At 57.8% G+C, this 21574-nt stretch carries 15 protein-coding genes and 1 pseudogene; 7 read left to right on the top strand and 9 right to left on the bottom strand.

Annotated features, from left to right (window positions below; all coding sequences use genetic code 11):
- Nucleotides 1–197 precede the first annotated feature (197 nt).
- Nucleotides 198–1028, top strand: a complete 831-nt coding sequence (locus tag OZ411_RS00945; RefSeq protein ID WP_282526403.1) for a hypothetical protein — start codon at nucleotides 198–200, stop codon at nucleotides 1026–1028.
- Nucleotides 1006–1512 carry a hypothetical protein gene (locus OZ411_RS00940; RefSeq protein WP_282526402.1) on the top strand — a complete coding sequence of 169 codons (507 nt, stop codon included), beginning with the start codon at nucleotides 1006–1008 and terminating at the stop codon, nucleotides 1510–1512. Before OZ411_RS00945 ends, OZ411_RS00940 begins: the two co-directional genes overlap by 23 nt.
- A gap of 642 nt (nucleotides 1513–2154) precedes the next feature.
- Here OZ411_RS00940 and OZ411_RS00935 read toward each other — a convergent pair.
- From OZ411_RS00935 to OZ411_RS00915, 5 genes and pseudogenes are all read right to left on the bottom strand, one after another.
- Nucleotides 2155–3525 (bottom strand): annotated as a pseudogene (locus tag OZ411_RS00935) (HlyD family type I secretion periplasmic adaptor subunit); the annotation flags it as partial.
- Complete coding sequence (locus OZ411_RS00930) at nucleotides 3465–5411, bottom strand: type I secretion system permease/ATPase (RefSeq protein ID WP_245475609.1); 1947 nt, start codon at nucleotides 5409–5411, stop codon at nucleotides 3465–3467. The pseudogene OZ411_RS00935 and the gene OZ411_RS00930, both read right to left, overlap by 61 nt.
- 79 nt (nucleotides 5412–5490) lie before the next feature.
- Complete coding sequence (locus tag OZ411_RS00925; protein WP_282526400.1) at nucleotides 5491–8232, bottom strand: Ig-like domain-containing protein; 2742 nt, start codon at nucleotides 8230–8232, stop codon at nucleotides 5491–5493.
- Between the two features lie 88 nt (nucleotides 8233–8320).
- Nucleotides 8321–8644 carry a hypothetical protein gene (locus OZ411_RS00920; protein ID WP_282526399.1) on the bottom strand — a complete coding sequence of 108 codons (324 nt, stop codon included), beginning with the start codon at nucleotides 8642–8644 and terminating at the stop codon, nucleotides 8321–8323.
- 366 nt (nucleotides 8645–9010) lie between these two features.
- Nucleotides 9011–10048, bottom strand: coding sequence for a glycosyltransferase family 2 protein (locus tag OZ411_RS00915; RefSeq protein ID WP_282526398.1), 1038 nt, complete (start codon nucleotides 10046–10048; stop codon nucleotides 9011–9013).
- 251 nt (nucleotides 10049–10299) lie between these two features.
- Between OZ411_RS00915 and OZ411_RS00910 the strand changes: the two genes are divergently transcribed.
- The 4 genes from OZ411_RS00910 to OZ411_RS00895 all read left to right on the top strand — a co-directional run bounded on the left by OZ411_RS00910 (nucleotide 10300) and on the right by OZ411_RS00895 (nucleotide 15475).
- The gene (locus OZ411_RS00910; RefSeq protein ID WP_130576718.1) at nucleotides 10300–10920 is read left to right on the top strand and encodes a 2OG-Fe(II) oxygenase; all 621 of its coding nucleotides are present in this window, start codon (nucleotides 10300–10302) and stop codon (nucleotides 10918–10920) included.
- 288 nt (nucleotides 10921–11208) lie between these two features.
- Nucleotides 11209–12156, top strand: a complete 948-nt coding sequence (locus OZ411_RS00905) for a hypothetical protein (protein ID WP_130576720.1) — start codon at nucleotides 11209–11211, stop codon at nucleotides 12154–12156.
- Between the two features lie 592 nt (nucleotides 12157–12748).
- Nucleotides 12749–14158 carry a nucleotide sugar dehydrogenase gene (locus OZ411_RS00900; protein ID WP_282526397.1) on the top strand — a complete coding sequence of 470 codons (1410 nt, stop codon included), beginning with the start codon at nucleotides 12749–12751 and terminating at the stop codon, nucleotides 14156–14158.
- Between the two features lie 18 nt (nucleotides 14159–14176).
- Complete coding sequence (locus OZ411_RS00895) at nucleotides 14177–15475, top strand: glycosyltransferase family 4 protein (protein WP_282526396.1); 1299 nt, start codon at nucleotides 14177–14179, stop codon at nucleotides 15473–15475.
- 61 nt (nucleotides 15476–15536) lie between these two features.
- Here OZ411_RS00895 and OZ411_RS00890 read toward each other — a convergent pair whose 3' ends face one another.
- The 4 genes from OZ411_RS00890 to OZ411_RS00875 all read right to left on the bottom strand — a co-directional run bounded on the left by OZ411_RS00890 (nucleotide 15537) and on the right by OZ411_RS00875 (nucleotide 20164).
- A complete protein-coding gene (locus OZ411_RS00890) occupies nucleotides 15537–16262 on the bottom strand; it encodes a polysaccharide deacetylase family protein (RefSeq protein ID WP_282526395.1) in 726 nt (241 codons plus the stop codon).
- The gene (locus tag OZ411_RS00885; RefSeq protein ID WP_282526394.1) at nucleotides 16259–17425 is read right to left on the bottom strand and encodes a glycosyltransferase family 4 protein; all 1167 of its coding nucleotides are present in this window, start codon (nucleotides 17423–17425) and stop codon (nucleotides 16259–16261) included. Before OZ411_RS00885 ends, OZ411_RS00890 begins: the two co-directional genes overlap by 4 nt.
- 263 nt (nucleotides 17426–17688) lie before the next feature.
- Complete coding sequence (locus OZ411_RS00880) at nucleotides 17689–19038, bottom strand: O-antigen ligase family protein (RefSeq protein ID WP_282526393.1); 1350 nt, start codon at nucleotides 19036–19038, stop codon at nucleotides 17689–17691.
- Between the two features lie 118 nt (nucleotides 19039–19156).
- A complete protein-coding gene (locus OZ411_RS00875; RefSeq protein WP_282526392.1) occupies nucleotides 19157–20164 on the bottom strand; it encodes a glycosyltransferase family A protein in 1008 nt (335 codons plus the stop codon).
- A gap of 427 nt (nucleotides 20165–20591) precedes the next feature.
- On the opposite strand from OZ411_RS00875, the gene OZ411_RS00870 reads away from it, so the two are divergent.
- A complete protein-coding gene (locus OZ411_RS00870; protein ID WP_282526391.1) occupies nucleotides 20592–21488 on the top strand; it encodes a class I SAM-dependent methyltransferase in 897 nt (298 codons plus the stop codon).
- Nucleotides 21489–21574: the final 86 nt, after the last annotated feature.

Raw genomic sequence — 21574 nt, 5'->3', positions numbered from 1 at the left:
CGCCACGGCCGCGACATTGGGTGAGCGGGCTCCTTACATGGAATCCGCTCCCGGCGCGCCCGTCCACCGCTCGGGGCGGCCCCATCAACGATTCATACCAGAGCCCGACCATAAAAACCTCTGTCATCGCAAAAACGATGGATAAAGTAAATAAAGCGAGCTATTAAATCGCAATGACCATTTTAAATGAATTAATCTTGACCCGAAACCTATCGAAAGTGGCGAGCGATCAGTCGCGCGGCGAGTTCTTCGCGGGACTCTTTGCCCTTGGCTGCTTGAGTGGGCTCGCGGCACGCGTCATCCAATCGATAAACAAGCTTGGGTGGGTGGAGGCCTTCTTTGAAACCTTCGAGGTGAGCGTACTTGTTTGGGTATCGTGTGCCGCGGGGGTATACCTCGTTCTTCAAGATCGAACGGTTGGGATTCGTTCTTTCGAACTCGCCATAGGCGCAGCATTTGCATTTCTGGTCATTCTGCCAATCGGCGCTTTGAGCTGGCTCGCAGTAACGGCGCTGGGCTTCTACGTCATCATCTTCACCGAGAATCCGTCATCTCGGCGTGGTGCTTTCATATTGGTGGCAACCACCGTGCCTGTGCTCTGGAGCCGGCTGTTGTTTCAGTTCTTTGCCGACTTCATATTGCGGATGGATGCCTCGCTTGTCGGCTGGTTATTGCACACTCCCCGGACCGGAGACATCGTTGAGTTCGCCGACGGTTCGGGAGTTTTGGTCATCCTGCCAAGTTGTTCTTCGCTTGCAAACATGTCGCTTGCATTTCTCTGCTGGGTTACCGTGAGCCGATTGGTCGACCATAAGAGATCTACCCACGATGTGTTCTGGTGCTTACTGGCTTGCGCGTCGGTGATCGCGGTGAATGTTACGCGGATGAGTTTGATGGGCTTAAGCCAATGGCACTACGAAACATTCCATAGCGATTTGGGAGCTGCTGTTAGCAATATCCTCATGCTGGGCTTGATCCTCGGTTGCTGCCTGCTAGGGGTGAGGCGTGAATTTTTCCAGCGTATTTAAGGGAGCGCTTGCCGCCGCGCTCGCGCTAGCCATCGCATGGAAGATCGTGCTCCCGCCTGACTATCAAGGTCATCTAAAGGAAGACCTTGTTGAATTTCTTGAACGCAAGCACTTCAATGTGGTCACGACCTACGAGACCGGAACGCTGGTCATCCGCGCCACTACAGCATCATGCGAAATGCACGTCGCAAAGCTGACCCCCGATGGATCGAACGCGAACCTCATTCGGCATCTTACCGCAGGAGCGCAACGCTCGTTCGTCGTCTTTCGCGGCGAGCTGTATACGCAGCAACCGGTATTCTGGACCGTGCTAGATTATCTCTGGTCCAGATTTCTTCGCGAACTTCGTCTGACCAGAACCGTTTCGCCTGTCATCAATGTGGCGGAGAACTCGTCCTGCAACGCCGAACGACTTCCGTGGGGTGAGCTTCAAAGTCCCACCACGAGACTGGGTCGTGCGGATCCGTCGAAACACAATTCATGACTGTTTTTTGGAGATTCCTCAGGTCGGACGGATCGGCATCGCCCTTTTAGTCGTCGACCTCCCAAGGGAACAACTCAACGACTTCGCCGTGGTTGGCTCGGGCCAGCTTCGTAATGAGGAATGGAGCAAGCTTCTCCACTATGTTCTGCCGTTCAAGATTTATCTCACGACCGATCGCGTCAGAATACAATCGCAGCACGTGAACCGTCTCACGAGGTATCCTGCAAATGGCCTGACCGGATGGCACGGTTGCGGGAACCAAAAGGGCCCGTCCGTCCCACACAACCTCACCCCTCAACCAAGCAATCATTGAGCCGAACAGTCCTCAAAATCACCATTGTCGCAATTAAAATAATAAATGTTTTGAAGGCATATTCAAGTTTATATTATAAAATTAATATACATAAAATCGCGATGCACCGTCGCCCTCCATGAAGTGCCTACTTGGCATGGGCGTTGCGGAATTGATTCGGCTAGTTTCGAGCGACGCGCAATGAGCGCGATCTCAGGCCACATCATCGGCCCGCCGGACCAGCGCGTTCCGGCGGACAAAAAGCATCAATATCGATGGCGGAGTCTTCGCGAGCGGGCCGGTCACCCGCGCTATGATGGATGACCGACCACGCCGCCAGTTCGCTAATCTCAGCGTTCCTTGAATGCGCGCCCGGCCTGATCCCGCAATGGCTTGACCAGGTACGACAGCGCGGTTCGCGCCGGCGTCTTGATGAAGACATCGACCGGCATGCCCGGCACCACCTTGGCCGATCCGAGCCTTGCAAGCTCGTCCGCCTTGAGCAGGATGCGCGCCGTGTAATAGCTCCCGCCGGTCCGCTGGTCCTGCGTCAGGTCCGCCGACACCATACTAACCTCACCGTCGACTTCTGGCGTCGTCTTCTGATTGAACGCCGCAAATTGCATGGTCGCGGTCTGGCCGGCATACACCTGATCGATATCGCGCGGTGCGATCTTGACTTCGACCGCGAGGGCGTCCGCATCGGGCACGATGAGCATGATCTGCTCACCGGGCGCGATCACACCTCCCACGGTGTGAACCGAAAGCTGATGAACGCGGCCGGACTGCGGCGCGCGAATATCGATGCGGTTGAGCTGATCCACCGCCGCGGTCTTCCGCTCGGTGAGTTCAGAAAGCTTGGAGCGCGTTTCGATGAGATCCTTGCCAACCTCGGTTCGCAGGTCCTGATCGATCTGGATAATCTGAAGCTCGATTTCGGCGATCTTTCCCTTTGCCTGCGCCATCATGCCGCTCAACTGGCTACGCTCGCCTTCCAGCCGCGCGCTGTCGCGCTCGAGCGCGGTCAGGCGCGTGATCGGCACCAGGTTCTTTTGGAAGAGCGTCCTGACGCCCTCGAGTTCCTGGCGGATATAGTCGACCTCCTTCTGCTTGGCCTCGGCCTGACCGGCATAACCTTTGATCTCATCCTGAAGCTGTGCCTTGCGCTCCTTGAGCTGCGCCTTTTGGCCGCTCCGGGACTGTCGGCGCAGATCAAACAAGGTGCGCTCCGCCGAGATCGCGCGCCCCGCCTCCAGTTTGCTGTCTCTCGCCCGTTCAAGCAGCGTCGGCGGAAATACGATCTGATCGGCGCCGTCGCGCTCCGTCTCAAGGCGCGCCTGGCGAGCGAGCAATTCGTCGAAACTCTTGGTGACGATCGTTGCATTCGCAAGCGTCTGGGTCTCGTCGAGGCGGATCAGAATATCTCCGGCTTTCACGCGGTCACCGTCGCGGACACGCAGTTCGCCGACAATGCCGCCGGTGGCGTGCTGGACCTTCTTCACGCTTGAATCCACCACGACGACGCCCTGGCCAATCACGGCGCCCGACAATTGCGACGTCGCAGCCCAGCCGCCAATACCGAAGGTGACGAAGCCGACCATGAACATGCCGACGATGATGTAGCGCTGGATGGAGTGCAGCGCCGGCGTTACAACTTGGACTACTTGGCGATCCATCGTCCGCCTCCCTGCCCGTCTGCCACAACCCGGAGCGGAGCTGCTGGTCGCAGCACCTTGTTGAGCACCTCCTCTTTCGGCCCAAACGACTGAAGCCTTCCTTCGCCGATCACCAGGACATGGTCGACCGCTTCGAGCGCCTTCGGCCGGTGCGCAACCACCGCCACGATGCCACCACGGCGGCGAACATTCAGGATCGCTTCCGTGAGCGCCTCTTCGCCTTCGGAATCGACGTTCGATGTCGGCTCATCAAGCACCACCAGGAAGGGATTGCCGTAGAGTGCCCGGGCGAGCCCGATGCGTTGCCGCTGACCGGCGGATAGGGCCATTCCGCCCTCGCCGACCTTGGTGGCATAGCCATCCGGGAGCGAGAGGATGAGATCATGCGCGCCGGCTGCCTGTGCGGCATCCAGCACCCCCTGGGATGTGGCCTGAAGGTCGAACCGCGCGATGTTGACGGCAATGCTGCCCTCAAACAGCTCGACGTCTTGCGGCAGATAGCCGATGTGCTTGCCCAGCGCGTCGGGCGACCATTGCTCCAGCGCAGCGTTGTCGAGCTTGATCTTGCCGCGCAGCCGCGGCCAGACGCCGACCAGGGCCCGAACCAGCGTCGACTTACCGGACCCACTGGGGCCGATAATTCCCACGCCCTCGCCGCCTTTCAACTGAAACGAGACATCTGAGAGGATCAGCTTCTCTGAATCCGGGGGCGCGACATAGAGCTGCTCCACGACGAGCGCCTCTTTGGGCGCAGGCAGTCCAAGCGGCGAAACTTCGTCGGGAAGGAGCTTCAGCAAGCGATCCAGCCGATGCGCCGACTGTCGGGCGCCAACGAATCCCTTCCAGTTCGCGATCGCCACCTCCACGGGCGCAAGCGCCCTCGCCGTCAGGATCGAGCCGGCGATGATGATGCCGGCGGTCGATTCCTGGTTGATGACAAGAACCGCACCGACCGCAAGAACAAGCGACTGCAGAAACGAGCGAAAGAACTTCGAGAGCCCGCCGAGCCCGCTCGCAACGTCGCTCGCCTGCTCATGCGCCGAGAGATACTTGCTGTTGACGTCCTGCCAGCGCAGCGCCGCCTGCCGCCTCATCCCCATCGCCTGCAGGACCTCGGCGTTTCGCCGCCCCTCGGCGGCGAGTGCGTTGCGCGCGACCCCGAGACGCGAGAAGGCCCTCGCCGGACCGCGCGTTCGGGTCTCCGTCAGGACCGTGACTCCGACCAGCACCAGCGCGCCCAACAGCGCGGTCACGCCGATCCAGAAATGGAACAGGAAGCAGATGCCAAGATAGATCGGCATCCAGGGCAAATCGAAGAGCGCGGTCGGCCCGCCTCCGGACAAGAAGCTGCGGACCTGATCGAGATCGCGCAATGGCTGCAGGCCGTCGCCATCACCGCGCGTCTTGAGCGGCAGGCGCACGACTGCATCGAACACACGAAGGCCGAGCCTTTCATCGAGGTAACGCCCGATCCGAACACTGATCCGGCTTCGGACGAGGTCGAGGCCGCTCTGGAACAGATAAAGCACCATCGCCAGCACCAACAACGCGACCAGCGTCGGGATGCTGCGACCGGGCAGCACCCGGTCATAAACCTGAAGCATGAAGAACGAGCCGGTGAGCATCAGCAGGTTACTCAGGCCGCTGAAGGCGGCAAGGCTCCAGAATATCCGACGGCACGAACTCAGGAATGCCGATATCTCGGATTGCGGCTCATCGTAGAAGTCGGCAGGACGCGGCGGGCGGGCAAACAGCCGCGCTCGCACGATCTCGACCGAACGCTCGCCCAACCTGGTGAGCTCTCGCGACGATGATCGCGCCCGCTCTGCCAGAAGTCCTAAGGCGGCGATAAATATCGCCCATCGCGATACTTCCATCTCCTCAATATTTACCGACGGGGAGACATCTCCCCGCCGTCCAAGATTAGTCATGGCACGTGTCCCCTAACATGCGCCGTGGAGATTAATCTCCACGGCGCTGAATGTTCTTCGACTTATTGCGCCCCTTCGCTTACGCGAAATGGAAGTCGTGGCTCTGCAGTGCACCAAGCTTGGTGTTCTTCAGCGTGAGCGAGTCAGCTCCGTTCGCAATGACCACGTCCTGCCCGACCTGCGAAGCGTGGTTGAGAACGCTGGCAAAGTCACTGAACGCACTCTTGCTGAACTGGATCGTATCGTGCGAGGGCCCGGAAGCAGCGAAGTCCTTGATGACATCCTTACCGAAATTCGCAGCGAATACGAACGTGTCTGGATGACCCTTGCCGACGAACAAGTCGTTGCCCGATGTGCTCGTCAGCGTATTGCTGCCTGTCGAGCCAAGGATCGCGCTACCCGAACTGGCCGTTGTGTGACCGGCACTGTCGACCCCTACCGCTTTGAACGAGTGCACGGTGTTGGATACGGCAGACGTGCTCGTGAAGCTCCAGTTACCGTCGGCACCGGCACTCGTCGTCCCGATATACGCCTTGCCGTCGTACATCTTGACTTGGCTGAATGCATCAGCAGTGCCTTTCATCGTAACTACATTGCTCGAGCTCGTGGTGAGCGAACTGAAATTCACCGCTGAAGCTGGAGTGGTTGGCGTTGTCGGGGTTGTGCCCGGAACACCGATGGTGTGATCCCCGTTGAGATCCTGATGGAAAATAGTCTCATACGATTGGACCGTTGTGCTGTTGGCAGCAAGAGCAACGCCGTGGGTCGGGTAGAACTTGAAGTTGCCCTGACTATCCGTAGTCCAGAAGGTGAACTGCCCGCTTGAGTCTTTCCACGCAACATCGTAGCCGCCGCCATCCAGCTTGACTGAGCTGATTGGAATCCAGTCATCGAATTGGCCGGCTGTCACAGCGGCGCCGCTATATTTCAGCTCGGGGCCAGTAGCTCCGAGGAAATAATGGTTGTCGACCTGGACAAGGCCAGTCAATCCAGACGGTGTGGTCGATCCACCACCGATCACCGAATGGAAGGGCTGCGACGCGGCGCTGACATTGCCCGCAACGTCCGTTGCCTTCGCGGTGAGGTCGTGAGTGCCGTTCGACAGAGCGCTGGTGGTGACGCTCCAGCTCCCGTTCGTCCCCGCCGTGGCGGTACCGACGACATTCGACCCGTCATAGACCTTGACAGTGTTGCCAGCCTCGGCCGTTCCAGACAACTGCACGTGGCTGGTATCGACAACAGAGTTCGCCTTCAACGCCGGCGCGGTCGGCGCCGTGGTATCGATGGTGACGGCGAGCGCTGTGGACGTCGCGCTGGCTTTCCCGGACGAATCGGTGCCGGTGGCGGTCAAGCTGTGAGCACCGTCCTTCAGCGCCGCAGTCGTCAGGCTCCAGTTGCCGCTGGCGTCGGCCTTGATGGACCCGACCTGAGTGTTGCCATCGAACACCTTGACCGTGGCATTGGCCTGGGCGGTGCCCTTGAGCGTCAGCGTGTTGTCGTTGGTGATGTTGTCTCCGGCCTTGCCGCTGTCGTTCGAGAAGGAGACAATCTTCGGCGTCGCGGAAGGCTGGGTCGGCGGCGTCGTCGTCGGGCCACCGATCACCGGATCGACCACCTGCGAGGCAGCACTGACATTGCCGGCAACGTCCGTCGCCGTGGTCGTCAGCGTATGAGATCCGGTCGACATGGCGCTAGTGGTGATGCTCCAGGTACCATTCGCGGCCGTCGTCCCGGTACCGACCAGGTTCGTCCCCTCATAGACCTTGATCGTGCTGCCCGCCTCGGCGGTGCCGGACAACAGCACCTTGTTCGTGTCGACGACCGAATCGCTCTTCACGGCCGGGGCAGTCGGAGCAATATTGTCGACCGTCACCGTAAGCGCGGCAGAAGCGGCGCTGGTCTGGCCGCTCGTGTTGGTGGCCGTTGCCTTCAGCACGTGCTGGGCGTTGGTCAGCACCGACGTAATATACTCCCAACCCCCGCTCGCATTCGCAGTGGTCGTACCGATCTGCTTCGTGCCGTCGAAGATCTTGATGGTGCTATTTGCCGCAGCGGTCCCCTTCAACTGAAGCGTGTTGTCGCTGGTAATACCGTCGCCGACTTTTCCTGTGTCGTTCGAGTATGAAGCGATCACCGGCGCGTCCAGAGGGTTGCTCGGAGGCGTGCTCGGAGCGCCGCCGCCTTCCACCGGCAAAGGCGCCGGGATGAGATCGCCCGGAACGAGTTGACCATTCACGATCGTCGCGGTGCGTACGTTTTCCCACTGAGTGATGTGTATTTTCGCATTCACTTGCTGAAAGAGTAGCGGGCCACCACCAAAGGGTCCCACAAAATACACGTCCTTGAGAGCTACCGTGATATCTTGATCATCGGCGGCAATACGCAGTCCATACGGACCGCCCTCGAACATCACATTGTCCAGCGTGAGCGACCCGCCATAATTATCCGCAATCCAAATTCCAGCGGTCGCATTTGAGTTGTTGTGGGACACAATAGATGAATTTGTGACGGTGATATTCCCGCTGGCCCCGGGGGCATAGGCCTGAATACCATCGGCGTGATCGCCCGCCAGTCCGGTTGTTTCGATATACGAGTTATTGATGTTGAAGTCGCCGCCGGTCCCAACGCGCACGCCTTCCCTTGAATCAATGCGGACGGTGTCGAGGTTGAACGAGCCCGTGCCTCCGACCGACGCATCGCCGCTGGACATGTCGCTGATACTCTTATTCGAAAGCGTCCCGCCCTGTGCAACCGAAGCGCCATTGATATTAGTGACGCTGTTAAACATCGGGTCATTCCAGCTCAGCGGAATGGATACCATCTAGTTCTCTCCTAATAGTGCCTATCTAGTTTGTCCCAGGCACGCGCCCAATTTTGTCCCGAGCGACGATACCCCAAGTGCAGCTCTGCTAGCGCAGCGCCCGGGTATGCGTCTTGGTCGTTGGCAGAGGCTTTTTTGGGACGACATGACGGCCCACCCAAGGTGATTTCTTAGCTACCCTGGTCAAAGTCTCAGTGTGCTCGAAAAACCACAAGAAGAATAAATCCGGTGTTCTCAGCACCGCAACGTTGACCTCAAGGTAAGGAGCGACAATTTCTGCGCAGTTAATTGCATTGCGAAAAAACGCCGGCTTCGGGCAGTTCTTGCGCAGAGTAAATTTCGCATCAAGGCATTTAATAAGATCACGGCGTTTAATACGACCAAATAGCCGCAAGAACGGTTTGATCTTCACGCGGCGCTCGCTTCATAGTGCTGCGACGGCGAGCCTCAACACATGCTGGGGAATACTGGGGCCGCCCGAATCAGCCCGCCCCGTCAATATTATCTTGCGGACAAAAACGATTAAATAGTCGAACCGTCGAGGATCGATGAATCTGCCGTCGGATACCGGGGTGATACGCTCACCGGTTGGAAAATACGGATATTGAAACGCGCATTTCGCCCGCCAAAATCAAGAACATACTCGTGTCGATTTTCGGGTCGATTGCCGTTGGGGCGGTATTGGAGGGGACAGTTGACATGCCGGCGCCCCCTCCGCCATCCGGGCAAGTTCAAACCAATGGCGTGTGCTTAGACCTGATTGGGATCGGCGCGCCGATCAACCGAGCTGTTGCGGCCCGGGCGCGGCGTCCGGCCGCCCCGTCTTGCCCTTTGCGCCGTCCAGCAAGCCCACGAAAGCAACTCTTCCGGCCGACAAGGAGCCTTTGAGCATATATCGCGCTGCAAACAACAGCCCGACTCCGAAATGGCAGATCCAGCGCCATCCCGCAAAGCGCCGAGCATAGAGAATGCTGTTGCGGGCAGACAGATAGATCGAGAGATGCGAGCGCTTCTCGGGGGCAACGGCAGATCCGATGGTCGTTCCCCCAATGTGGCGAACGACAGCTTTGCTCGCGAAGCCAATGCGGTGCTTTCCCCGCCGGCGTCCCCAATCGAGGTCTTCCATATAGAGGAAGTAGTCCTCGGCCATGAGACCGACGTCTTCGACGAACGCTCGCGTTACCAGAACACACGCGCCGCTTACGGCATCGATCCTGCCAAGGTCCTCGGCCGATGGTGCGCTACCCGCTGGCGCATTCCTTCCTACGGCGACGACGCGGCCCGTCACACGGGACCAATGCAATCCGTAGTTGATGACCTTGTCGGGGCTGTTGTCGAAAACCAGGCTTCCGCCAACCATGCCGAATCCCTCGGCAGACTTGGCAATTAATTCCGACAGGCTACGGCTATCCACTTCGGTATCGGGATTAAGGACAAGCACTGACCCCCAGTCGGGGACGCCGAGTAGTGGCTCTAGCCACGCGTTGACGCCGCCTCCGTAACCGAGATTTTCGGTCGCGAGCCCAACTCGGACGACATTCGCGCGATTCTGAAATCGGCATTTCGCTACCGACACCACTCGTTTCTGTGGCTGGTCAAGAGTGTCCGACGCATCGGAAATTCGTTGCAACGTTCGATCCGACCCCACGAGCGCAGCCAGTAATCTCCCGTAGGCTGCTTCCCCGCCATTTTCGCAAATGAAGACCTCAAAGTGATCCCAATCCGAACGAGCGAGTGACTTCAAGCAACGATCGACATCATCGGCATTGCAGTATGAGACGATGATGACAGCAAGTTTGACGCTAGCGGTCGACATAGCCCGGACACCTTCTCATTTGCTGTCGACGCTGACGAATGACCGTCGCCCACTAAAGACCTGCGCGTGTTCGAACGCAGCCTCCGACAGACCCAGTCCCAGAAATTCTCTGACGGCAACGCCAAAATGCACTAACCTACCAGCCACATATTCATCATGTTTCGGCCTATGGACAACCCCAATCCTAAGACAGATGCCCACCTATAGGTTCATCGGGCTGCGAGGTGCGATTAATGTCATCGGATGAAACAATGTCAGCGACGCCAACAGCAATCCAACGCCAACCCTCCGCGAGTCAGCGCCAGTACAGCGCCGCAGATGTGGAAGTGATAGACAACTATCTGAACAAGGTCGAGCAAGAGCAGATGTATGAGTTCTTGCAGGCTCCCGGTTGGGGCTACGGCGCGCGTTCACATATGGGCAACGACGCCAGCCGTTACTGGTTCAAGCACTTCGCCGGGTTCTGGGAGGTGCCAACCGCTGGGCTGGATCGACATACGCAGGCCGAGCAGGAGCTGAGCCAATACCCGCTGGTTGAGGCGATGTGGCAGAAAGTGCGCGGCCGGTCGCGGCTGCTGCGCTGCTACGCCAACGGTTATCCGTCCGGTGCCGAAGGCGGGGTGCACAAGGACTCGATCGGGCCCGAGCATTATACGCTGCTCTATTATCCACATCTGCATTGGCACCCGGACTGGGCGGGCGAGACGTTGTTCTTCAACGAAGGCGGAGATGATCTGCTGTGCGCAGTGTACCCCAAGCCGAACCGACTTGTGAAATTTCCCGGTTGGATCCCGCATGTGGCGCGCGGCATCTCGCGCCTGTGTCCGTTGTTGCGCATCACGCTGATGTTCAAAGTCTCATTGATAAATTAGCCGATTAGAACCAGCATCCTGGCAACGGCGAAACGGGTTGCAGGTGCAATGGGCGGCTGGATCGCCGCCTTCGGCTCGCTCCCGATCCACCTGTGCAGCCAGCAACTCCAAATCTGCTGGCGGCAACAGAAAAACCGCACGAACAGGGCCTCGATAGCGGCCGGAACATCGGCTATCTTGTGATAACGCGTCGCCGTCTTGGCACTTCGATGCGCCTATCTGCTGCGAGATATCCGGGCTAGACGGAGGTGCAGAGATTCGGCGGAAATTCCGCTTTAGGAGCGTCCCATGCGGTACCTGATGACGCTGGCGTTATTGCCGGCCGGGGCAGTTATTGCCCAACCGACTGTCACATCGACGCGGGCTGAGGCTGCACAGTCGATGTGCCGAGATTCGTCGAGCGCGATACTCTCGAGCCACACACTGGCTGATAAGGCGGAGGACGCTTGCAATAAGCGCGCCTTGGGAGCTCCGGAGCCTCTCTCCGAGATGCCCGCGGACGGCTATCGTCTGACCGCAGAGGAGCGCGGGGTGGCCGCTCCTGCCCCGACGCCCGGCCCCACGCCTCATCCCTCGCCTGATCCGGTACCGAGCTCTGCCGACGTCCCGCTGAGCTTCAACGACCCCGTCTATGCCAACGTCACGAGCGGCAAGACCAATATCGCCTTGCCGCCGGACTCCTCCCGAACAGACCTGTCGATCATTGAGAACTCAGGAGACCCGACGATCACGTGCCTTGGCTCCTGTAGCCTCACGCGGGTTCGTATTCAGTCGCGAGAAGGCGTTCGCTGCAAGAGCGGCAATATCAATCTGACGTGGGTCTATATCGAGGCTACGGGGGTCGAGAATGACCATGCGGATGGATTGCAGTGCTATGCCCCAGGTTCCACGGGCACGGTCACGGTCAAGAACTCGACGTTCAAGATGGCCGGAGCCACGACCGCGGGTTACTGGTCGGCCGATGATTGGCGAGGCTCACACGTCTTCGAGAACGTATTGTTCGAGGGCGGCACTTTCGGACTTCGTATCCCGGCAGACGGCGGCTCTTCGGTGAGCCTGAAGAACGTATACTTCGTGCGTGGTTCGTTCCGTTACAGGGCATTCCTGTTCGACGTGGTCAAAGGTCGCCGCGTCAACATCGCGCAGTGGGAGAACGTGCGCTGGGCTAGTTGGGAAGGCGATCGGCTCGTCCTCGGAAACCCCATCCCGCGGCCAGCTGCGTACCCACCGCGGTGACGGGAACGGATCGACCTCTCGCCGGTTTGCGGGCGCGAAACGCACTAAATGCTTGGCGCGGACGGTCGGGATCCACAATCCCGCTACCAATCAGCAAGATGGGCAAGACGTAAGGAGCGCCCCACACCTAGACCGCGCAGACAAGGATGCCGGGGCGAGGCTATCACATCGGAGCGCCGCCGCGCTTCCTAGAAGCAAGCGCGTAGCGGCATCGCTGCGGTTGACATCGAATTCGATGACGCTGATGCCCAAACAAGCGTTCACGCGCGCCGACTCGGCACAGCGGAGGCGCGATAGCGGCCACCTAGTGGTGCGGGCGAGGCCCGACCCAAATCTACTGCCTTTTGTCTAGCGACAATCCTGCTCCACGCCGCCTGCCGACAAGAGCAAATGTTGTGTGGCTATGAAGCCGACGCACAACCATCGGATTGGAGCTGCCGCGAAAAACCCCGCCCCGGTCAGGGTTTACCACTTGCCCAAGCCCCCCTTTTAAATATTTAATACGACATTAAATTTGGGTTGATTTCCCATTATATTTAAATATAGTTTTTTGGCATTTAAATTGGTCCCATTAAAAGCCAAGAGATTAGACATGGATGCGCTCGTTCACAGTCCGTCCCGCCCGGCATGGGACAGCTCAATTCTGGACAAGAAAGAAAAGGTTCGCGTAGACAGCGCGAGCAAGTACAGGATTTGCGTCTTCGGGATCGGCTATGTCGGCACAGTATCGGCAGCCTGTCTTGCACGCGACGGACATGACGTCGTGGCGGTCGATGTCAATCAGGACAAGGTCAACGTCCTGAACCGTGGACTATCGCCAATCATAGAGCCAAAGCTCGCTGAAAGCATTGGCTCCGGTGTCAGCGCTGGCCGCCTCAAGGCAACCACCGATTCTTCGGCTGCCGTCTCGTCGACGGACATTTCATTGGTCTGCGTTGGAACCCCCTCGCAGGAGAACGGATCACTGGAAACATCATTCCTGACGCGGGTGGCGCAGGAAATTGGAGAAAGTATCCGCAAGACCACAAACTTCCATTCCGTTGTCATGCGCTCGACGATGCTGCCGGGCACGATGGAAAACGTAGTCATACCCATTCTGGAGCGGTCGTCTGGCAAGAAAGCGGGGCAAGATTTCGGAGTCGCCTATCTGCCCGAGTTTCTGCGGGAGGGAACGGCTATAGCCGACTACGATGATCCTGGAACCATTGTAATTGGCGTCGACGATGATCCGCTTACGCTTCGGCGGCTCATGGAAATTCACGAGCGATTCGCGGTAACGCCTCTGGTCCTGTCAATTCGTGCCGCCGAGGCGGTCAAATATGCGAACAATGCCTGGCACGCGACCAAAATCAGCTTCGCGAACGAGATGGGATTGCTTTGCAAGGCGATGGGCGTCGACAGCCACGAAGTCATGAACGTCCTGGTTGCCGACAAGAAGCTAAATATCTCGCCGGCATACCTCAAACCAGGGTTTGCATTTGGCGGGTCCTGCTTGCCAAAAGACGTGAGCGCTTTGCGCTATGCAGGACGAAATGTCGACGTTGACACGCCCCTGCTCGACGCCGTGCTGCAGGCGAACGAGAACCAAATTCGCAGCGCTTTCCGACTTGTTGCTGCGACCGGAAAACGGCGTATCGGGCTCGTCGGGCTGAGCTTCAAGCCGGACACGGACGATCTGCGCTACAGTCCGATGCTCGAGATTGCGGAACGGTTGATTGGTCGCGGCTATGAGCTCGCGATCTATGACTCGAACGTTCGCCTGTCTCAGCTCACGGGGGTCAACCGGGATCACCTGACGAGTCGCCTGCCGCACATTGCCTGTCTGCTTCGGGAGAAAATGAGCGACGTCGCCGCCTTTGCCGACGTTCTCGTCGTGGGGAACCGTAAGGAGTTTCTGAAGAACTCATTGGTCTTGAACGGCCACGACAAAGTAATCATCGATCTTGTACGCATTTCGCCTGAAAAGCAGACCGCAGACGACTATCGCGGCATTTGTTGGTAAGTCGCCGGGACAGCGATCATGACACTGGCATCGGTCGTTGAGGCCACGCGCAACGTACGCCGGCGGAGAATTCTGATCATTGTTGAAAATCTCCCCGTTCCGTTTGATCGCCGGGTCTGGGCGGAGGCGCAATCATTGCACAGGGCGGGTTACGAGGTCTCCGTGATCTGTCCCCGTGGTCCGTTCGCAGAAACTCCGTTCGAATCGATCGACGGCATCGATGTCTACCGCCATCCGCTACCAATCGAGGCCAAGGGCAAGCTCGGCTATCTTGCCGAATACAGCAGCGCGCTATGGTGGGAGTTCGCCTATTCGCTCAAGGTGTTTTGGGGGCGTGGCTTCGATGTCATTCACGCCTGCAATCCGCCAGATCTCATTTTCCTGGTCGGGACCTTTTACAAGTACCTGTTCGGCAAGAAGTTCGTATTCGACCATCATGATCTGAACCCCGAGCTGTTCGAGGCAAAATTTGGACATCGCGGGCTGATGTGGAAGGCGCTTGTCTTTCTCGAGCGCCTGACTTTCGGCCTGGCTGACATTTCCATCGCCACCAACCGGTCTTACGCCAATGTCGCTGTCCAGCGCGGCAAGATGGAACCCGATCGCGTGTTTGTCGTCCGCTCAGGGCCAAATCTTGCGCGCGTGCGTGAGCTCGCCCCCGATGACACATGGCGCAATGGCCGGTCACATCTGGTCGCCTATGTCGGCGTGATCGGGGAGCAGGAAGGCATTGACCTTCTGCTAGAGGCGGTCAGGCACATTACGTCCACATGTCAACGTACCGACGTCCAGTTCGTTATCATGGGCGCAGGGCCAAGCCTGGAGCAGCTCAAAGACGCATGTGCGCGGATGCGACTTTCGGAATTTGTCACTTTCACTGGCAGGGTCGACGACACGACGCTGTTCAAGGTGCTTTCGACCGCAGACGTCTGCGTCAATCCGGATCGTCCCAACGCGATGAATGACATGTCGACCATGAACAAGATCATGGAGTATATGGCGCTCGGCAAGCCAATCGTGCAGTTCGATCTAGTCGAAGGACGGGTGTCGGCCCAGTCTGCTTCTCTCTATGCGCGCAACCCCGACACGGCCGATTTTGGTGACAAGATCCTCGAACTCATCGACGACCCAGATCGTCGCCGCGAGATGGGCATGTATGGACGCAAGCGTGTGCGCGACGAGTTGTCGTGGGAGCATGAAGAGCCGAAATTGATTGCGGCGTACGACGCTCTTTTCAAATCAAATAAGGTCTCTCCGGCGCCAAAGAACCACGATTCCGCGTCCCCCCTCCCGGCAAGCCTGACCGAGTCAAATTGATTGTCTTTGTCATTGGCCGGCTTTGGCACGGCTCGTCGATCAAAGTATCCTACTAACCGACTTATCGATGCCGCCAGCGCATCAGTTGGCGATAGAGCCCCAGCCTTGTGCTGACCCTCCAGGCAACGCCACGCATCGCATCCGGATCGCGCACGTGCTGGCGCATGTAGTCCGCATCCATGCGGTTCGTCAGACAAAGGCGGGAATAGAGAAAAGGTTCGAACCCTCGATGATACCCAAGCTGGATCGTAAAGAGGTGCGTGTAGCCGGCCTTCAGAGCCGCGTCCCACACGCGCCGGGAAAAGCGCCCGTATGGGAAGGCGAAGAGAGTAACCTGTTGCCCGAGCCGATCCTCCAGCATCGATTTCGATACCGTGAGCTCGCGACTGAGTTCGACATCCGAGACAGTGGTCAAATCGACGTGGGCCATGCCATGTGAGCCGATCGCAACGCCGTTCCTGCCAAGTTCCTCAATCATCTCCCAGCTCATACGTCCCGGCGAGCCCACAAAATCCACCGGGATAAAGGACATGAAACCCGGAATGCGACCAGTCTTCACGTAACGCGCATAGACATGCGTATAGTCCGAAAGAAATCCATCGTCGAAGGTTAGCAGGACCGAACCGGTGCGACTGGCTTTCGGATTGGGGCAATGCTCCAGAAACCACTGGGGCGAAACCAGCCTGTCCTTGCAAAGCGCGAGATGTGCATCGAATGTTTCATGCGTCAGGCACCACGCATTCGAAGGCGACGCTTCCACCAGCTCGTGATAGTTCAGGACAATCATAGAGTTTGTATCAGATCTGAGACACGCCGGCTCCAGGCCCGCCAGTTCAGCCGAACTTCGAAAGCGTCGCGGCTCGATTGTCTCAGGCGTGCCAGCCGGTCCGGGTTCGCAAAGATCTCGGAGATGACCGTCGCATAGTCCTCCTTCGTCGCATCCGGTGGCAGCAAGATGCCTGTCTCCCCATCGCGGATAGCGCCGGGCACGCCACCCGTTGCCGGCGCGATGCTCGGTACGCCGTGGGCCGCCGCCTCGCAGAACACGATGCCGTAGCAATCTGCCCGGGTCGGTAGCAGAAAGAAATCCGCGTCGCGATAGAGTTGATCCAGCCGGTTGCGCTGCTCGCGATCGTTCTTATTGAGGAAAGGAATGATCGTCAGGCCCTCCTGGGTGACAGGCTTGGGCGGAGTGCATCCGCAGATCACGAGCTCCGCGTCGACGCCCCTGCCCCTTAGCTCAGCGAGAGTTCCGACCGCGATGTCCGCGCCTTTCTCTTTCCAGTTGGCACCGATGAAGAGGAGCCGGCACGGACCCGGCTTGCGGCAGCCAAGCACAGAGGCACGATCCGGCGCTTCCTCGAGGTTGGCTCCCCAAGGAATGACATGGACCCGCGCACGGTCAACGCCGTAGTCCCTAATCGCAGATTCGGCGGCCCATTCCGACGGGTAGAGGACCAGATCCGCGCGCGCGATTGTGTCGCGTTCCAGGCGTTCAGCAGTTTCTCGAGCGGTGGGTGACAAGCTCCGATAGTTGGGATGATAGTTCTCGACAAGCCGAAAGGTCGCGTCGGATGCATAGACGAGGGGAACGCCCTCAGGCACATTCCAGGCGAAGTTGGACCCGGCGGGTGCGAAGACGATATCGGGCGACACGGCGCGGATCTTGCGTGCTGCGTCCGCTGCATACTGCGCAACAACAGGCCCCGCATGGAATGGGGAGAGGCCCGGCCTATGAAAGGTGCGGCAAAGTCTGGAATACGTCTTGTAAAGAGGCAGGATCGGTGCATTCAGGGGACCGATATGGACCACCTCATGACCTTCATTTGCGAGCGATCTCGACATGTGAAACGGGGTGCCGGACCAGAACCTGACCTCGCTTGCGTCGCCGATCGTGGCGAAGGCGATCCGCCGCGCTGCCTGGCTGCCGGAAAGGTGGCGCTGATTCATTTCATTCCCTTACACACGGCGCAACCGGCAGATTGTGCCAAAAGCAATCATGGCACTCTTCGAAAAGGTGCGCTCCACTCTTCCGCGTCTTCCGCGCTGATTCAACGACTAGAATCTCCGGAGCATTAAATATTAACTATCAGACATTTCAATAATTATCTAATTTATTTAATTTGATTGCCGGCGACATAACGATCCGCTCCGCGGGCTCCTCCGCTTGGCACGGCGCCATGACCTCGCAGTCAAACATCTCCGGTCATCGATCACACCCATGTTTCCGCCGCTCGTGCGGCTCTATCACGCAGGATGGCGGTTTCCGCGAGGTTCGCTCGCATCCCAGCAAAGACAGCGATAAGGATCAAACAGATGCCCCAAAAGTGCACCATAAACCCCAGAAAAACGATGGTTGTTATGACAACTCCGAGCGCGACCGACAGCCGTCCTTCTTCCGGAGTAAGGTGACGCGATTTATCGATCGAACCAAGCCAGCATGCGCCCACAATCGTCAAAAGAACTAATATGCTTCCGGGAATTCCATACGCCATTGCATTAGCAAGCCAAAAGGCATCCACACTCTCACTCAAAAGCGCGCCGTTGGATTGCCAATCCCAGTCGCCGTTCGCACCAATTCCGAAGATCGGCGAACCGAGTACGACACGCCCCCCAACCTGCCAGATCGCTTGACGGTACCAGGCCGCCTCCGGGCTTACTCCGCAAAGGCGTACAAGCGTTACGACAGGGTTGCCAGAGAAAGTGAAAACAGTAACGACTATGGCAGTCACACACAGTCCGACCAACTTCCATCGAGCCGTGAAGCGAGGGGTTGCAACATAGAACATCGCGAGCGCAAATCCGATCAGATAAGCCAGCAACGGACTCCGCGCCTGCGAAAACAACACACCGATGAGCGCAATACCTGCAACAGCCCAGCCAAATACCTGGGACCTAAACGTAATCAAGGCCACGGTCCCAAACCAAGCGCAAATAGCGCCGAATAATATCGAATGCTCCAGCGGCCCCATGGCGCGAATGACCCCTTCCCTATACAAGGTCTCGGCCTTCGTCGCTAATGCGCCTTCATAGCTGAATTTCACATAACCAGTAATGCCTTTGATGAATTCATAGGTGAACAGTTTATCATTCAAAGGGTCGAGAAGCGCGATACAGACAATCAGAACTGCCAGCATGCAGGAGAAGCGTGCGAGTCGCACGGAACTATCGCCAGGAGTGAGATACCGGAACGTCAGATATCCGCCAGTGAATACAATTGCGTCTATTCCCGCCCCTTTAAGGCCCGTAAGACCACCTGTGATGGTGGCGGCAAACATCATCCAAACGCCCGCAACCGGGGCCAAAATATCTGATGGCACGCAGACTACAGCTCGCGCGCTTGAGAGTCGCGATATCGCCGCGATGGAGGAAACAAAAATCAGAACTCGAGCGACCGAGAGGCGAAAATCACCGACGAAGAAAGACAGGCCCTCGGGCAGAAAAATCGCGACCAGTAATACTTTGAGATATAGCTCGGTACGCGAGTGCGAGCCGCTTGCCGCACGCCTGACTGAACTCAGCTGCCGATCCTGCAGATAGGCAAGTTGAAAACCCGAATCCAATTCTAAGCTTCTGCGGTTCAACGTGAATACCCCCAATGCCGAAGACGTTCCGCAAAAAAGAAGCAGCGCTCAAAATTGAGGCGCCGCGTAAAGCGACCGTTCCGTCCGAAGACGCGCATCATTTCGTCGTCTCCAAAGGAATAGCCTGGAAGTTACGACGCAGGCGCCTCGCTACGGTGGGTGAAATCAGCGCGTAAACAAGCGCCTTGTAGTAGTGCGGATCCGCGGGATGCAAACAAGCACATTGCCAACCCGTCCTCAACGCCGAAAGGCGACGGTTTGACCGACGAAAATCCAACACGCTTCTCATAAAATGGGCGGCGATGTTGTTGTCCAGCAAACTGTTACGAGAGCTGTGGCTGCTATCCTCGCATTCTGGCTCGAACCGTACACCTCGCCGCTCGCACGCTCGCTTGAATGCCGCAGCCTCGAACTGCCTGCGCCACGTTGGCGCACGCCGGGTGAGTGAATTGGGAAGGATGCGATACGCGTAAAGGCACTCGCCCAACACGGTCATCGGATATATTTCCCCAATTCTCAATATATAGTCGTAGGTCTCAGCAACCTTCAACGAGGGCTCGAACCGCATGTCCCCGACCAATGACATTCGAAACATTCCTGTCGGATCAAGGGCAGGCATTCGAAAGGCTCGAATCTCAGACTGGCAGTCGTCCTCGCTTTGCGGCGCAAACACGGGCGCCATGAATTTCCCGTTAATGATAAGCTCGTTACCGCAGAATACGGCAGCCAAACGCGGCTTGTTGAGCAGCGCACGAACCTGTCTTTCAATTCGCGCTGGATGACTGATGTCATCCGCGTCTTGAATTGCGTAAAACTCGCCGCGAATCTGATCGAGCGCCCGATTGACAGCCACAGGCTTGGTCGAATTTGCCTGGTGGATCACACGGACACGCTCGTCCACTAGCAAGTCTTGAACTGAGTCGAAGCAGCCGTCCGTGCTGCCATCGTCGATAACGAGGATCTCCAGATTTTTATACGTCTGATCGATTATGCTCAGCAGCGACGGCCGTAGATATTCCCCTGCGTTGTAAACGGACATCACGACCGTGACGAGGGGACCTTCAGGCACCCCTTCGACTTTGGGCGGATGTGCTTGGGACGTCATGAAAAGCTCCCGGTCAGTCAAGTCCAGTATTTTGTCTTCAATACATTAGCCAAATTAACCAGCCACTATTTAATTTGGACAACGCCGATTTTATCCAATATATTATTATAATGCAACAAACCTCAGCCGGAGCGTTAATCGGCACCCCGGTGAACGTCATGGTGCGGGCCACGACCCGGGGAGATCGACAGGTGGAGCGAGCGAGCACCTTCAGATGAATAGGCTGCAAAGTGACAGGACCCGTGCTCCGATCAACGGGGCTGGGCAGAGCGACCAGGCCGAAGGCTGCGGCATTGGAGAACTCGTCAATTTCACCGCGACCATTATTGCGACAACCACTACACCCGTTACGGCTTCTCCGATGCTGGCTGAGCCGGATTCGAACCCCTGGAGTGGCTAGGTACTTGAGATGATTTGTAAAGCTTGCTTGTCAGACCGCGAACATCGCCGCCACGTATTTACCGAGATGATGTTTGGTACAGGAGAGCGGTTTGAATACCAGGAATGTATTGATTGTGGGACGATCCAGCGCCTGGCGGATGTCGCAGATGAGGGTCGCTTTTACCCTGACGGGTATTATTCATTCGCCAAGCCTTCGCGAAATTCGCGGGTCATCGCAATCAGGGATGCGCATGCACTCGGCATCAAAAGCATACTGGGGGCCGTAGCGTCCTTTGTGAGGTACGATCCCATCGTGGGGGTCATCGGAGATTTTAAGATTGATCCTAGCTCTCGGGTGCTGGACGTTGGCTGCGGGTCCGGGAAACTTCTTCATAGAATGTCTGCCGCAGGGTTCAAGAACCTTACTGGAGTAGACCCCTACATTTCCAAGCCGACATCAGGAGCCGTGACGATTCACAAATCGGATCTTCAAAGCATGTCGGGCGAGTTTGATTTCATCATGTTCAATCACTCGTTAGAGCACGTCCCTGATCCGGGCCAAAGTCTTGGCGATGCAAGAAAGCTGCTTGCGCCCGGGGGCCGCATTCTGGTTCGCATCCCAACTTCGTCCTCGCAAGCATGGACGGAGTACGGCCCGAATTGGGTGCAACTGGATGCGCCACGCCACATTGTGATTCCCTCTCGCAAGGGAATGAGCGCGTTGGCGGAGCGCTGCGGCCTGTCTGTCAGACAATCGATTGATGATTCTACTGCGTTTCAGTTCTGGGGAAGCGAAATGTACCGGAAGTCTAAGCCGCTCACATCATCCGGGCCAAGGGATGTGTTTAGCCGTCATGAGTTGAGAGGGTTTGCCAAGCGAGCGGCAAAGCTGAATATCGAACAACAGGGAGATCAGGCAGCTTTCCTGTTGACCGCTGCTTAGGCTGGATGGCCCGAATCGCAAACCCCTGCCCCTCCGACCTCAAATGTCACCCAGATCAGAGGCGGATCTTTGGGGGTGACTGCCAC

The organism is Bradyrhizobium sp. Arg237L (assembly GCF_029990105.1).
In the GTDB taxonomy this organism is placed as follows: Bacteria; Pseudomonadota; Alphaproteobacteria; order Rhizobiales; family Xanthobacteraceae; genus Bradyrhizobium.
This window is presented reverse-complemented; position numbering and strand designations above follow the sequence as displayed.